Source organism: Pacificispira spongiicola (assembly GCF_012926505.1).
In the GTDB taxonomy this organism is placed as follows: Bacteria; Pseudomonadota; Alphaproteobacteria; order UBA8366; family Aestuariispiraceae; genus Pacificispira; species Pacificispira spongiicola.
Genome location: NZ_JABBNT010000004.1, coordinates 421,708 through 435,649, shown reverse-complemented (window position 1 = coordinate 435,649; position 13,942 = coordinate 421,708). Strand labels below are relative to the sequence as shown.

The 13,942-nt window shown below is 61.2% G+C and carries 14 protein-coding genes; 10 read left to right on the top strand and 4 right to left on the bottom strand.

All coding sequences use genetic code 11. From position 1 onward, the window contains the following. Nucleotides 1-11 precede the first annotated feature (11 nt). Both glcE and glcF read left to right on the top strand, forming a co-directional pair. Nucleotides 12-1,229: a glycolate oxidase subunit GlcE gene (gene glcE / locus HH303_RS15105; RefSeq protein WP_169626200.1), complete on the top strand. Its 1,218-nt coding sequence runs from the start codon at nucleotides 12-14 to the stop codon at nucleotides 1,227-1,229. 5 nt (nucleotides 1,230-1,234) lie between these two features. After that, a complete protein-coding gene (glcF, locus tag HH303_RS15100) occupies nucleotides 1,235-2,530 on the top strand; it encodes a glycolate oxidase subunit GlcF (RefSeq protein WP_169626199.1) in 1,296 nt (431 codons plus the stop codon). 9 nt (nucleotides 2,531-2,539) lie between these two features. Here glcF and HH303_RS15095 read toward each other — a convergent pair whose 3' ends face one another. After that, nucleotides 2,540-3,169 carry a TetR/AcrR family transcriptional regulator gene (locus HH303_RS15095; protein ID WP_169626198.1) on the bottom strand — a complete coding sequence of 210 codons (630 nt, stop codon included), beginning with the start codon at nucleotides 3,167-3,169 and terminating at the stop codon, nucleotides 2,540-2,542. A gap of 298 nt (nucleotides 3,170-3,467) precedes the next feature. On the opposite strand from HH303_RS15095, the gene HH303_RS15090 reads away from it, so the two are divergent. The 7 genes from HH303_RS15090 (at nucleotide 3,468) to HH303_RS15060 (ending at nucleotide 12,015) form a co-directional block, all read left to right on the top strand. Then, nucleotides 3,468-5,483 carry an AMP-binding protein gene (locus HH303_RS15090; protein WP_169626197.1) on the top strand — a complete coding sequence of 672 codons (2,016 nt, stop codon included), beginning with the start codon at nucleotides 3,468-3,470 and terminating at the stop codon, nucleotides 5,481-5,483. 81 nt (nucleotides 5,484-5,564) lie between these two features. Further along, nucleotides 5,565-6,407 carry an ABC transporter ATP-binding protein gene (locus HH303_RS15085; protein WP_227421843.1) on the top strand — a complete coding sequence of 281 codons (843 nt, stop codon included), beginning with the start codon at nucleotides 5,565-5,567 and terminating at the stop codon, nucleotides 6,405-6,407. 18 nt (nucleotides 6,408-6,425) lie between these two features. Continuing rightward, nucleotides 6,426-7,370, top strand: a complete 945-nt coding sequence (locus HH303_RS15080) for a branched-chain amino acid ABC transporter permease (protein ID WP_227421842.1) — start codon at nucleotides 6,426-6,428, stop codon at nucleotides 7,368-7,370. Between the two features lie 14 nt (nucleotides 7,371-7,384). Next, complete coding sequence (locus HH303_RS15075) at nucleotides 7,385-8,464, top strand: branched-chain amino acid ABC transporter permease (RefSeq protein WP_169626196.1); 1,080 nt, start codon at nucleotides 7,385-7,387, stop codon at nucleotides 8,462-8,464. A gap of 52 nt (nucleotides 8,465-8,516) precedes the next feature. Continuing rightward, nucleotides 8,517-9,887: an ABC transporter substrate-binding protein gene (locus tag HH303_RS15070; RefSeq protein WP_227421841.1), complete on the top strand. Its 1,371-nt coding sequence runs from the start codon at nucleotides 8,517-8,519 to the stop codon at nucleotides 9,885-9,887. 44 nt (nucleotides 9,888-9,931) lie between these two features. Continuing rightward, entirely contained in the window at nucleotides 9,932-10,771 is an 840-nt protein-coding gene (locus HH303_RS15065; RefSeq protein WP_169626195.1) for an ABC transporter ATP-binding protein, read from the top strand. A gap of 11 nt (nucleotides 10,772-10,782) precedes the next feature. Beyond that, complete coding sequence (locus tag HH303_RS15060) at nucleotides 10,783-12,015, top strand: phenylacetate--CoA ligase family protein (protein ID WP_169626194.1); 1,233 nt, start codon at nucleotides 10,783-10,785, stop codon at nucleotides 12,013-12,015. Between the two features lie 3 nt (nucleotides 12,016-12,018). On the opposite strand, the gene HH303_RS15055 is transcribed toward HH303_RS15060, so the two are convergent. Genes HH303_RS15055 through HH303_RS20130 form a run of 3 tightly spaced genes read right to left on the bottom strand, consistent with a single transcriptional unit; the run spans nucleotide 12,019 to nucleotide 12,962 of the window. Beyond that, complete coding sequence (locus tag HH303_RS15055) at nucleotides 12,019-12,342, bottom strand: DUF2218 domain-containing protein (RefSeq protein WP_169626193.1); 324 nt, start codon at nucleotides 12,340-12,342, stop codon at nucleotides 12,019-12,021. Between the two features lie 18 nt (nucleotides 12,343-12,360). Then, on the bottom strand, nucleotides 12,361-12,813 hold the full coding sequence (locus tag HH303_RS15050; RefSeq protein WP_319637425.1) for a PadR family transcriptional regulator: 453 nt from the start codon (nucleotides 12,811-12,813) through the stop codon (nucleotides 12,361-12,363). Beyond that, nucleotides 12,783-12,962, bottom strand: a complete 180-nt coding sequence (locus tag HH303_RS20130) for a hypothetical protein (protein ID WP_227421840.1) — start codon at nucleotides 12,960-12,962, stop codon at nucleotides 12,783-12,785. Before HH303_RS20130 ends, HH303_RS15050 begins: the two co-directional genes overlap by 31 nt. Before the next feature lie 190 nt (nucleotides 12,963-13,152). Between HH303_RS20130 and HH303_RS15045 the strand changes: the two genes are divergently transcribed. Then, nucleotides 13,153-13,785: a LysE family translocator gene (locus HH303_RS15045; protein ID WP_169626191.1), complete on the top strand. Its 633-nt coding sequence runs from the start codon at nucleotides 13,153-13,155 to the stop codon at nucleotides 13,783-13,785. Nucleotides 13,786-13,942: the final 157 nt, after the last annotated feature.

Sequence of the window (13,942 nt, the reverse complement as noted above, 5' to 3'; positions counted from 1 at the left end):
GAGGGCGCGCCATGACGGATACCTATCGGCCCGATACCGAAGATCACCTTGTCGATCTGATCGCCTGGGCGAATTCGGAACGCAAACCTTTGGCCGTACACGGCGCGAAGACGAAACACCGTCTCGGGCGGCCGATGTCGGGCCGTACGGGATTGGACCTCACCGCCTTTGCTGGTGTTTCGCTCTACGAACCGGAGGAACTGGTCCTTGCCGCCGGTCCGGCGACCCCGCTGGCGGAGATCGAGGCATTGCTGCGCGAAAATCGCCAGCAACTGGCCTTCGACCCACCGGACCTATCCGGCCTGCTGGGTGCACCGAATTCTGGCACGATCGGCGGCGTGATCGCGTGTAACCTGTCCGGTTCCCGCCGGATCAAGGACGGCGCGGCCCGCGACCATTTCCTGGGTTTCGACGCCGTTTCCGGACGGGCGCAGAAGGTCAAATCCGGCGGGCGGGTGATGAAGAACGTCACCGGCTATGACCTGTCCAAAGTCCTGTGCGGGTCCTACGGTACCTTGGCGGCGATGACGGCGATGACCGTGAAGGTCCTGCCGGCACCGGAAAAGACGCGCACCGTGCTGGTCTTCGGCCTCGACCCGTCCCAGGCCGTCGCGGCTTTGGCGAGCGGTCTGAACGGCCCGTTCGAAGTGTCCGGCGCGGCCTGGATTCCGCAAAGCATCGCGGATCGATCCGACACCGACCATATCCGGCAGGCGGGCGGATCGGTCACGGCCCTGCGCATCGAAGGCTTCGGCCCGTCCGTCGAATATCGCTGCGCCAAACTGCGCGATCTGCTGTCGCCCCTGGGCGAAACGGAAGAACTGCACAGCCACAATTCCGCGAATTTCTGGAAATCGATCCGCGATGTGGAGCCGTTCCGCAGCGACGACCGAGTCGTCTGGAAAATCTCCGTCGCCCCGACCGACGCCCCGACGATTCTGTCCGCGCTGAGCCATCTGAAAGCGGTGGAAGCCTATCTGGACTGGGCGGGCGGCCTGATCTGGCTGGCCGTCGACGCCCCGCGCCAGGGCGCACACGAACCGGTCCGCGACGCGGTGAACACGGTCGGCGGCCACGCCACCCTGATCCGCGCCGGCGATACCCTTCGCAACACTATTTCCGTCTTCCACCCGCAACCCGCCCCGCTGGCGGCCATCACGAAACGCCTGAAAGACAGTTTCGACCCGAACGGCGTCCTCAATCCCGGCCGGATGAGCGAGGGAGTTTAGGTATCATGCAAACTCACTTCTCCCTGGCGCAGCTTGAAGACCCGGATCTTGCGACGGCAAACGATATTCTTCGGAAATGCGTGCATTGCGGGTTCTGTACGGCGACCTGTCCGACCTATGTGACCTTGGGCGACGAATTGGACAGTCCGCGCGGGCGTATCTATCAGATCAAGGATATGCTGGAGGGGGACAAGGATCCCGCCCCATCCCTGGTCACGCATATCGACCGCTGCCTGTCCTGCCTGAGCTGCATGACGACCTGTCCGTCCGGCGTGCATTACATGCATCTGGTCGACATCGCGCGGGAACGCATTCACGACCGGTTCAAGCGGCCCGTCTTCGACCGGGCGCTGCGCAAGGTTCTGGCCTGGGTCCTGCCCAATCCGCAACTGTTCCGCCTGTCGCTGGTCGGTGCCTGGATCGGCAAGCCGGTGCTGAAACACCTGCCGGGCCGGTTGGGCGCGATGTTCCGCATGGCGCCCAGCCGGATCGAAAAGCCGTCCCTGTGGGACGTGCCCCAGACGATACCGGCGGAAGGGCCGCGCAAGGGCCGGGTCGCGCTGATGTCCGGCTGCGCCCAGCAGGTTTTGCAGCCGCGCATCAACGAGGCGACGATCCGCCTGTTGACCCGCATGGGCTATGACGTCGTGGTCGCGGCCGGGGCCGGATGCTGTGGGGCGCTGACCCATCACATGGGCGACACGAAGAGCAGCCACGGTCAGGCCGCGCGCAATATCCGCGCCTGGACCCGCGAAATCGACGGGGACGGTCTGGATGCCGTGATCATCAACGCATCGGGCTGCGGCACGACGGTGAAGGATTACGGCTTCATGTTCCGGACCGACGGCGATCTGGCGGAACCGGCCAAGGCGATATCCGCCCTGACCAAGGACATCACCGAATTCGTCGCGGAAAAGGGCCTGCCCGCCGTCACCGTCCAGGACGGAAGCACCGTCGCCTATCATTCCGCCTGTTCGATGCAGCACGGGCAGAAGATCACCGACCTGCCGAAAACCCTGCTGTCCCAGGCCGGGTTCGCGGTGAAAAGCCCGGCCGAAGGGCATCTGTGCTGCGGGTCCGCCGGGACCTACAACCTGCTGCAACCGGAACTGGCCGATACGCTGAAGGCCCGAAAACTCGCGAATATCGAAAAGACCGGGGCGGCCATCGTCGCGGCGGGCAATATCGGCTGCCTGGAACAGATCGCATCGGGCACCGACATGGCGGTCGTGCATACGGTGGAATTGCTGGACTGGGTTACCGGCGGGCCGGTTCCGAAGGCTTTGGACGGGCGCGCCTGACGCGCTTCCCTATTCCGCGGCCATTCGCTCCAGTTCGCCTTCGATCAGGCGGCAACATTGGCTGTGCAGCGATTCGTCCAGCACCCTGTCGTTTCCGAAACTCAGGATCCCCTGCGAGAAAATATAGGAGAACAGCAGCATCGCGCGCGCTTCCGCTTCCGCCTCGCTGTATCCGCATTCCCGGAACAGCCCAGCGGTATATTCCAAACGGCGGATATCGACGGATTCGACAACCTCCGCCACGCGGGGGTCGCGCCTGGCCCAACTGCGCATCGCCAATTCAAGCGACCCGCCGCGTCCCGGACGCCGCGCGTTCATAACGATATTGAGCATATAGCGCAGACGGTCGGTCGGGCTGCCGCCCGATGCCTCCGTCCGTTCGATGACGAGTTGCACATGCCAGCGGCCCAGAACGCCTTCCAGCAAGTCCGCCCGGTCCTTGAAATGCCAGTAAAAGCTGCCCTTCGTCACGCCCAAACGCTTGGCCAGCGCCTCGACATTCAGCGATCGCGCCCCGTTTTCGGATAGCATCTTATAGGCCATCCGAACCCAATCTTCCCGCGTCAGCCGTGCCGAGGCGCCGCGTCGGCCACCGACATTCTTCTTTCCGGCGTTCTCCGCCGCTTTTTTGCGTTCCATCCCCGACCCGTATTCTTGCTGCTTTGCAGCATTCACTTTTTTCTATTAATTTTAGGACTTGTTCCATTGACGAACAATTCTGCCCCGGCTACAAACCATACGCAAGCGTATGGTAACGGTATCCGAACGGGAAAGGCGGAAGCGGTTCTGGCGGCATTCTTGCCTTCCGTATTCACGGCTTCACCCCTAGGATATGAATAAGAAAACGGCGACCGGACGGCACACCGGCCTGAAAAAGGCGGTGAAGACCGACCAAAAACCCGGCGCCGACAGGGTTCTAGGGAGGCCACGACTGGTTATGACCGGGTCGCAAATCTATACCGCTGCGGCGATTCCGCCGGCAGCACATTTGCCGGATATCGACACCTACGACACGTTCCCGAAATTATTGCGGTACAACGCCGCGCATATCGGCGATCGCCCCAGCATGCGGGAAAAGAATTTCGGCATCTGGAAGACCTGGTCCTGGAAACAGGTTAAAGACGAAATCTTCAAATTCGCCGCCGGGATGCAGGCCCTGGGCGTCCAACGCGGCGACCGGATCGCCATTGTCGGCGATAACTGCCCGCGTCTTTATTGGACGATCTGCATGGCGCAGTGCCTGGGCGCGGTCCCGGTGCCGGTCTATCAGGACTCGGTGGCGGAAGAGATCCACTATCCGTTGAGCCATTCCGAAGCCCGCTTCGCGGTCGTGGAAGACCAGGAACAGGTCGACAAACTGCTGTCCATCAAGGACCGGCTGCCCCATCTGGAAGCGATCGTCTATGACGAATCGCGGGGCGTGCGCGATTACCCGCAACCGTTCCTGCACCATTACGACGCTGTGGTGGCAAAGGGTGCGGAAATCCTCGACGCCCATCCGCATCAGATCGATCAGGAAATCGACAAGGGCTCGGCGGACGACCCGTCGATCATCCCCTATACCTCCGGCACGACCGGCAATCCGAAGGGCGTGTTGCTCAGCTTCCGCAACGTCATGCGCGCGGCCTATAACGGTGCCCGGTTCGAAGGGTTGAAAGCGACGGACGAAAGCCTTGCCTATCTGCCCATCGCCTGGATCGGCGACCATATCTTTTCCTACGGTCAGGCCTATGTATGCGGCATGTGCGTCGCCTGCCCGGAAAGCAGCGATACGGTCCTGACCGACCTGCGCGAATTGGGGCCGACCTATTTCTTCGCCCCTCCGCGCATGTTCGAAAATATCCTGACCACGGTGATGATCCGGATGGAGGACGCCGGCACGATCAAACGCGGGATGTTCAAATACTTCATGGATCACGCCCGCAAGGTCGGCGTGCGTATCCTCGACGGCGCCCCCGTCTCGCTGATGGACCGGATCAAATACGCCTTGGGCGAAATACTGGTCTATGGGCCGTTGAAGAACGTGTTGGGCTTCAGCCGCGTGCGCATCGGCTATACCGCCGGGGAGGCGATCGGGCCGGATATCTTCGCCTTCTACCGCTCCATCGGGATAAACCTGAAGCAGCTTTACGGATCGACTGAAGCATCCGTGTTCGTCACGATTCAGCCGAACGGCGAAATCTATGACGACACGGTCGGCACCCCGGCGCCGGAAGTTGAAATCCGAATCGCGGAAAGCGGCGAGGTCCTGTTCCGCAGCCCCAGCGTCTTCATGGAATATTTCAAAAATCCGGAAGCGACGAAGGACACGAAAACGCCGGACGGCTGGGTCCATACCGGCGACGCGGGTTTCATCGACGACCGCGGGCATCTGAAAATCATCGACCGGGCGAAGGATGTCGGCAAGCTGAACAACGGCACGCTGTTCGCGCCGAAATACATCGAAAACAAGCTGAAATTCTTCCCGGCGATCAAGGAAGTCGTCGCCTTCGGACATGAACGCGACTATTGCGCCTGCTTCATCAATATCGACCTGGAAGCCGTCGGCAACTGGGCGGAACGCAACAACATTTCCTATGCGTCTTATCAGGAACTGTCCGCGCATCCCGAAGTCTATAAGACCATCAAATCGCATGTCGAACAGGTGAACCGCGATCTCGCGGGCGAGGAAATGGTGGCCGGATCGCAAATTCACCGCTTCCTGCTGCTGCCCAAAATGCTGGACGCGGATGACGGGGAATTGACGCGGACCAGCAAGGTGCGCCGCAGCTTCATCGCCGAAAAATACGAAACGATGATTTCGGCGCTGTACGATCCGGCCGCAACGACGGCGTCGATCCGCAGCGAGATCACCTTCGAGGACGGCCGCAAGGGCATGCTCGAAGCGACCGTGAACATCACCGACACCCAGACTGTTCCCGTTCAGGGACAGGTCGCGGCGGCGGCAGAGTAATCAACAAAAATCGGTGCAAAAGCACCGGCGACAATCGGCGCGAAACGCACCGGATAATAAGAGTTTCAGGGAGGCGACGGTTTGAATACGACCGCACAAATGGCCAGCGGCCAAGACCCGACCACGGGCGCGCAGGAACGGAAGGACCGGATCGGCGACGTCCTGTTGCGCGTGGAGAACATCACCCTTCGTTTCGGCGGGGTGAAGGCGATCAACGGCGTATCCTTCGACATCCGCAAGGGCGAGGTCCGGTCGATCATCGGTCCGAACGGCGCGGGCAAATCGTCGATGCTGAATTGCATCAACGGGTTCTATCAGCCGCAGGAAGGGTCGATCTGGTATAACGGCAAGACCTACAGCCCGATGCGCCCGCATGACGCGGCGACCAACGGCATTGCCCGCACCTTTCAGAACATCGCCCTGTTCAAGGGCATGTCGACGTTGGACAACATCATGACCGGCCGCATCCTGAAACAGAAGGCGAGCCTGATCGAACAGGCCTTCTATTTCGGACGCGGCAAATCGGAAGAAATCGAACACCGCGAATTCGTCGAGGACATCATCGATTTCCTGGAAATTCAGGCAATCCGCAAGACACCGGTCGGGCGCCTGCCCTATGGCTTGCAAAAGCGGGTCGAACTGGGTCGAGCCCTGGCCGCGGAACCGACGCTGCTGCTGTTGGACGAACCGATGGCGGGCATGAACCTCGAGGAAAAAGAGGACATGTCGCGCTTCATCATCGATGTGAACGAACATTTCGGCACCACGATCGCGCTGATCGAACACGACATGGGCGTGGTCATGGATCTGTCGGACCGTCTTGTCGTGCTGGATTACGGCTCGCTTCTGGCGGACGGCACGCCGGAAGAGGTGCGGGGCAATCAGGCCGTGATCGACGCCTATCTCGGCGTTGCGCACGACTAATCGGGAGGTAAGGGAAGAATGGAAACCATCGCCACGCTCCTTGGAGTCGATCCTTTCGATCTGTGGTTCTTTGTCGAGGTCCTTGTCGGCGGTCTGATGGCCGGGGTCATGTATTCCCTGGTCGCGCTGGGCTTCGTGCTGATTTTCAAGGCGTCCAGCGTGTTCAACTTCGCCCAGGGGGTGATGGTGCTGTTCGCGGCCCTGAACTTCGTCGGCTTCCTGGACATGGGCATACCGGTCTGGCTGTGCTTCATCCTGGCCATGGGCGTCATGGTGCTGCTGTCCTTCGTGATCGAACGCGTCGTGCTGCGCCCGCTCGTGAACCAGCCGCATATTTCGCTGTTCATGGCGACGATCGGCATCGCGATCTTCCTGGAAGGTTTCGGGGAGATGTTGTGGGGGTCGAGCATCAAACCGCTGGACGTCGGTATCCCCGACGACGTGTTCTTCCTGGGCGAAGCGATGATCCAGCAGAACGACATGTTCGCCGCCGTGGTGGCGAGCGTCCTTGTCATCGCGCTGGCCCTGTTCTTCCACTACACCCGCATCGGCCGGGCACTGCGCGCCGTGGCGGACGATCACCAAGCCGCCCTGTCGATCGGTATCCCGCTGAATCACATCTGGATCATCGTCTGGTCCGTCGCCGGATTTGTCGCCCTGGTCGCGGGCATCATGTGGGGATCGAAGCTGGGCGTGCAGTTCTCGCTGACCGTTCTGGCGTTGAAGGCCCTGCCGGTTCTGATCCTGGGCGGGTTCACCTCAATCCCCGGCGCCATCGTCGGTGGGCTGATCATCGGCGCGGGCGAGAAACTGTCCGAAATCTACCTCGTCGACGCGATCCAGAGCTTCTATCCCAGCTTCTCCGGCGCGATCGAGGAATGGTTCGCCTATATCCTCGCGCTGGCCTTCCTGGTCTTCCGACCGCAGGGCCTGTTCGGCGAAAAAATCATCGAGCGCGTGTAAGAGGGGTTACGACAATGATTTACCGCGAAGCCGGCCAGTTCAAAACCTCCTACGCCGCCGACCAGCAGATGCTGCCGATCCCGATGGACCGGTGGTTCGTGATCGCCGTCGTCGTATTCGCCGCCGTCGTCGTGCCCCTGATCGGGTCGCAATACTGGCTGGAATCCATCCTGATCCCGGTGCTGATCCTGTCCATCGCGGCCTTGGGGCTGAACATCCTGACGGGATACGCCGGACAGTTGTCGCTGGGGACCGGGGGCTTCATGGCCGCCGGGGCCTATATGTCCTACAAGGTCGCAACGAATATGCCCGACTTCATGCCGGTCTGGGTGCCGGTTCTTATCGGCGGTCTGTTCGCGGCGGGAATCGGGATCGTTTTCGGCCTGCCCAGCCTGCGTATCAAGGGCTTCTATCTGGCCGTCGCGACGCTGGCGGCGCAGTTCTTCCTGATCTGGCTGTTCCAGGCCGTGCCCTGGTTCGTCAACGACAGCCTGTCCGGCGTGCCGTCGACCCCGCCCATGGCGATCTTGGGATACAAGGTAACCGGCGCGGAAGCGCAGCCCGAACCCAAATATCTGTTCGTGCTGGCCTTCACGATCGTCCTCGCGATCGTCGCCCGCAACATGGCACGCAGCCGCATCGGCCGGTCCTGGATGGCGATCCGCGATATGGATATCGCCGCGGAACTGATCGGGATCCAACCGTTGTGGACCAAGCTCAGCGCCTTCGCGATCAGCAGCTTTTATTGCGGTGTGGCCGGGGCGCTGTGGTCCTTCTGCTACATCAATTCGGTGGAACCGACCGCGTTCAGCATCAACCGGTCCTTCCAAATCCTATTCATGGTGATCATCGGCGGGCTGGGCTCGGTCCTGGGGTCTTTCCTGGGCGCGGCCTTCATCTTCCTGCTGCCGATCTTCCTGAACAACGTCCCGGCCTGGTTCGGCCTGGAACTCGCCACCGATATCGTGACCCATATCGAGTTCATGGTGTTCGGCGGCGCGATCATCTTCTTCCTGATCGTGGAACCGCACGGCCTCGCGCGGCTGTGGCAGATCGCGAAGGAGAAACTGAGATTGTGGCCCTTCCCGCATTGAGGCGCGGAAGGACCATGAAACCCTAAGCCCCCGACCACAAGGGGGCGGGCAAATGACAGACAGCAAGGAGGAACTCAATATGTTGGTGAGACGTTACTTGTCCAAGACGCCGAAAGCCCTGCTGGGCATGGCGCTTGGCGCAGCGATCGGGGCCGGCGCCTTCACCGCCGGGACCGCGTCGGCGGACGAACAGGTCATCCCGTCCCTGGTGTACCGCACGGGTCCGTATGCGCCGGGCGGCATTTCGCTGGCCGACGGCTTCGCGGATTACTTCAACCTGATCAACGAGCGCGACGGCGGCATCAACGGCGTCAAGCTGAAGGTCGTCGAATGCGAAACCGGCTATAACACCGACCGTGGCGTCGAATGCTATGACCGGACGAAGAACGAAGGCAGTGGCGCTACCTTCTATTCGCCGTGGTCGACGGGCATCACCTACGCCCTGATCGAAAAGGCGACGCAGGATAAAATTCCGATCCTGTCCATGGGCTATGGCCGGACCTCCGCCGCCGACGGGCGCTACTTCCCGTATGTCTTCAACTTCCCGTCGACCTATTGGAACCAGGCCACCGCCATCGTCCAGTACATCGCCGATCAGGAAGGCGGCGTGGACAAGCTGAAAGGCAAGAACTTCGCCTATATCTACCTGGACCACCCCTACGGTAAGGAACCGCTGCCGACGCTGGACATTCTGGCCCAGAAATTCGGCTTCGCCTTCGACCGCTACCCGGTGCCGCCGGCGTCCATGACGGAACAAAAGTCGATCTGGCTCAAGATTCGCCGTCAGCGTCCGGACTACGCCATCATGTGGGGTTGGGGCGCGATGAACGGCACCGCCGTGAACGAAGCCGCCTCCATCAAATTCCCGATGGATCACTTCATCGGCAACTGGTGGGCCGCGGGCGAAGACGCCGTGGAAGCCGCCGGCGACGGGGCTGTCGGCTACAAGGCCGCCAACTTCCACGGTGCCGGTGCGGACTACCCGCTCTATCAGGACCTGAAGAAGTACATCTACGACACCGGCAAATTCGCCGGTAAGGGCGATCAGTGGGGCCGCGTGCTGTATAACCGCGGTCTGTCCAACGCGATCGTCGCCGTAGAAGCGATCCGGGCCGCCCAGGCGAAATACGGCAACCGCGTCATCACCGGCGAGGAAATGCAGTGGGCCCTGGAAAACCTGAACATGACCGATGACGACATCGCGAAGCTGGGGGCCACCGGCCTGACGCCGGCCGTGCAGGTCACCTGTCAGAACCACGAAGGTCAGAACCCGGCGGTCCTGATCCAGCAGTGGAACGGGTCGGAGTATGAAATCATCTCCGACTGGGTCCCGGCCATGTCCGACCTGACCCGTCCGCTGATTGAACAGGATGCCGAGGCTTATGCCGCGGAACAGGGGCTGCAGCCCCGTAGCTGCTCGTAAGAGCGGGTGTTTGAGTAACCGTTAAGCCGTATAGGGAGACGCCGATGAGCGCCGTAGCTTTGGATCAAATCGCGGAAACCGCCCCGAAAGACGCCCTGTTGCGCGTCAACAACGTGGAGGTGATCTACGACCATGTGATCCTGGTTCTCAAAGGTGTCTCCCTGTCGGTTCCGGAGGGCGGGATCGTCGCCCTGCTGGGCGCCAACGGGGCCGGCAAAAGCACGACACTGAAATCCATTTCCAACCTGTTGCGCGCCGAACGCGGCGAGGTCACGAAAGGCAGTATCGAACTGCTGGGCGAAAAGGTGCATCACCTGACCGCCAACGATCTGGTCAAGCGGGGCTGCGTGCAGGTCATGGAAGGCCGCCATTGCTTCGAACATTTGACGATTGAGGAAAACCTGCTGACCGGCGCCTATACGCGCGGCGGCGGGTCCGAGGTGAAGGCCGATCTTGAAAAAATCTACGAATACTTTCCGCGCCTGAAGGAACGCCGCAAAAGTCAGGCGGGCTATACCTCCGGCGGCGAGCAGCAGATGTGCGCCATCGGGCGCGCGATGATGGCGAAACCGAAGCTGATCCTCCTGGACGAGCCGTCCATGGGCCTCGCCCCGCAGTTGGTCGAACAGATATTCCAGATCGTCAAGCAACTGAACGAGAACGAGGGCGTGACCTTCCTGCTGGCGGAGCAGAACACCAATGTCGCCCTACGCTATGCCGATTACGGCTACATCCTTGAAAGCGGTCGCGTCGTAATGGACGGTGAGGCCGACGCCCTTCTGTCCAACGAGGATGTGAAGGAATTCTATCTGGGCCTGTCCAAGGAAGGCCGCAAGAACTTCCGAGAGGTCAAACACTACAAGCGCCGCAAACGCTGGCTGTAAGTGGGGTTTCGATGACCGAATATTTTGACGAGTTTGAAACGCAAAGCGCGGACGAACGCGCGGCCCGTCAATTGGATCTGCTGAAGGTCCAGATCGAACGGGCCCGGCAAGCCCCCTATTTCGATCAAACGCTGGCCGGTTTCACCGCCGACGACTTGAGCGATCTGGCCAAATTGCCGGTGGTTCGAAAATCCGACCTGATCGACATGCAAGGCAAGGAACCGCCCTTCGGCGGGATGCTGGCCGTGCCGGTGAAGGATCTGGCGCGGGTCTATATGTCGCCGGGCCCGATCCTGGACCCGGACGGATACGCCCCCGCCCATGATTGGTGGCGCTTCGGCCGCGCGGCCTGGGCGGCCGGGCTTCGTAACGGCGATATCGTCGCCAACTGTTTTTCCTATCACCTGACCCCCGCGGGCCGTATGTTCGAGGAAGCCTGCCACGCCTGCGGCGCGACGGTCCTACCCGCCGGGATCGGCAATACGGAAGCCGTGGTGCAGGCCATGTCGCTATACAAGGCGACGGCCTATGCCGGGACGCCGGACTATCCGAAGGCGCTACTGGACAAGGCGGCGGACCTGAAGCTGGACCTGTCGAGCTTGAAAACGCTGATGGTCGGCGCGGGACCGTTGTTCCCGTCGATGCGTCAGGACTATCACGACCGGGGCATGACCTGCCTTCAGACCTACGGCACCGCCGATCTGGGCAACGTCGCCTATGAAAGCAAGGCGATGGAAGGCCTGATCACCGACGAGGATGTGATCGTCGAAATCGTCCGCCCGGGCACCGGCGATCCCGTGGATCTGGGAGAAGTCGGCGAGGTCGTGGTTACCCTGCTGACCAACCGCGATTATCCGCTGATCCGGTTCGCGACCGGCGATCTGTCGGCCATCCTGCCGGGCGTCAGCCCCTGCGGACGGACCGCGCCGCGCATCAAGGGGTGGATGGGCCGCGCCGATCAGACCGCGAAAATCCGAGGCATGTTCGTGCGCCCCAATCAGGTCGCGGAAATCGTCGCCCGGTTCGCGGAAATCACGAAGGCCCGCATCGTCATCTCCTCCGACGACGCGAAGAAGGATGTCATGACCGTCCATTGCGAGGCGACCGGCGATATCGACGCCGCGAAGATCGCGGAAACGGTGCAAAGCGTGACGAAACTGAAGGGTGCCGTCGTGCTGGCCGAACCGGGCAGCCTGCCCAATGACGGCAAGGTCATCGACGACACCCGCGATTTTTCGTCCTGACGGTCAGTCCATGATCTGCCAATCGAATGTCAGCGGCGCTTCCCGGAAGGCGAAGCGGTCCAGATGCTTGACGACCACGTCTTGCAACGTGTCGCGCTGACCTTCCGCGCTGGCGTCCAACCGGCATTCCAGATGATCGGCATGGGCCGTCATGCTCAAGACCGCATCCTCCGGCCAGGAACCGGAACGGCCTTCCTTCGGGAAGACGACCCGGCCTTCCTGGGCCGTAAAGTCGACGGATAGGTTATGGGACCAGTGTTTGCACAATTGTTGAAGATAGCGGCTGCCGCTTTGCGTCGGCACCATGGCCCGGCTGCTAATCGCCATATCGTTTTCTTCCTTCATTTAAAGACGTTCAATGCGCTGCGCGGCCTCGTCCAGGATTGCCGCCGCGTCGAAGGCCGTGTCCTTGGTCGCGTCGTCCTGCATCATGCGGCTGCGTAAAACCTGATGTAGATTTTCCATCGCCCGTTTGACAGGTCCGCCGCCGACCCGTTCCTGGGTCTCGCCGATTTCCGATAGTCGGGCCAGAACCGCATCGGCGGTATCGGCGTCTTTTTCCAGTTCCGCGGCACCGGCCTCGGTAACGGAAAAGGCCTTTCGGGTGCCTTCGGATTCCGTTTCCACGATCAGGCCCAGATCCTGCATCAGCGACAAAGTCGGATAGACCATTCCCGGACTGGGCGCGTAGGCGCCGCCGGTCAGATCTTCAATCTCGCGGATCAGGTCGTAGCCGTGACGCGGCGTATCCGACAATAGCTTCAGGATCAGCAGGCGCAATTCCCCGCCGTCGACCACACGACGGCGTCCGTGGCGTCCCCCTTGGTGTCCTTTGCCGCCACGGTGACGGCCCGTATGACCATGTTCACCATGATCGCCGTGATCGCCATGGCCGTGTCCCCGACCGTGCCCACGGCCCTGGCCCCGTCCGGGGTCGCCGCTTCCATGTCTCATTTCTATAACTCCAATCTATTTTAGATGTGTTAAGATATATCTTACAAAATGAGAAATTCAAGCGTTTAAGATATATTTTTATATGTCACAACGATCCGGCACTTCCTTCCCTTCTAAATGGACCTTGCAAGCGCCCGGTTTTCGGGCAATTCGACTAGCGAGATAGTCCTGGGAGCCAATGTCATGCCCGGTTGGGAAACCCTATTGCCGTTCTTTGCCGCGACCCTGGTCTTCGCCATCTTGCCCGGACCGGCCTTGTTGTACACGGCGGCTCAAACGCTGGCCCATGGACGGCGCGGCGGCTTCATGGCGGCACTGGGCATCCATCTGGGCGGCTTCGCCCATGTCGGGGGCGCGGCCCTGGGTCTCGCCGCGCTGTTTAGCTTGGTACCGCTTCTCTATTCCGTCCTGAAGATCGGCGGGGCGCTGTATCTGATCTATATCGGCTTCGGCATCCTGCGCAGCCGTTTCGATCCCTCCGTGCCCCAGCCGGAAATGCGCCGCCGATCCGAAAGCCGCGCCTTCCTGCAAAGCATGGTCGTGGAAATCCTCAATCCCAAGACGGCGTTGTTCTTTGTCGCCTTCCTGCCGCAGTTCGCCAGTCCGGAGGCCGCCCTACCGATCTGGGGGCAAATGTTGATCCTGGGCCTGATCGTCAATCTGGCCTTTTCCCTGGCGGACGTGGTGGCGGTCTTATTGACGGGCGCGGTACTATCCGCCGTATCGAAAGGGCAACGGACGATCCGCCTGATCCGCTGGGCCGGAGGATCGATCCTGATCGGGCTGGGGGCGCATCTGGCCTTTTCGGAGCGTTAGAAATGCGGTCACGCGCCCGTGACCAACTGCCCCGAAATTGCCTTATTTCCACCCCTACAAAGCACATTTCAAAGACCAATATCTAAACCGCTGAGACCTCCCCTCTCACTGGGGCGCCCCCCCAACGGCCCCAGGACGACCTCAAGCTAGGTCGTTG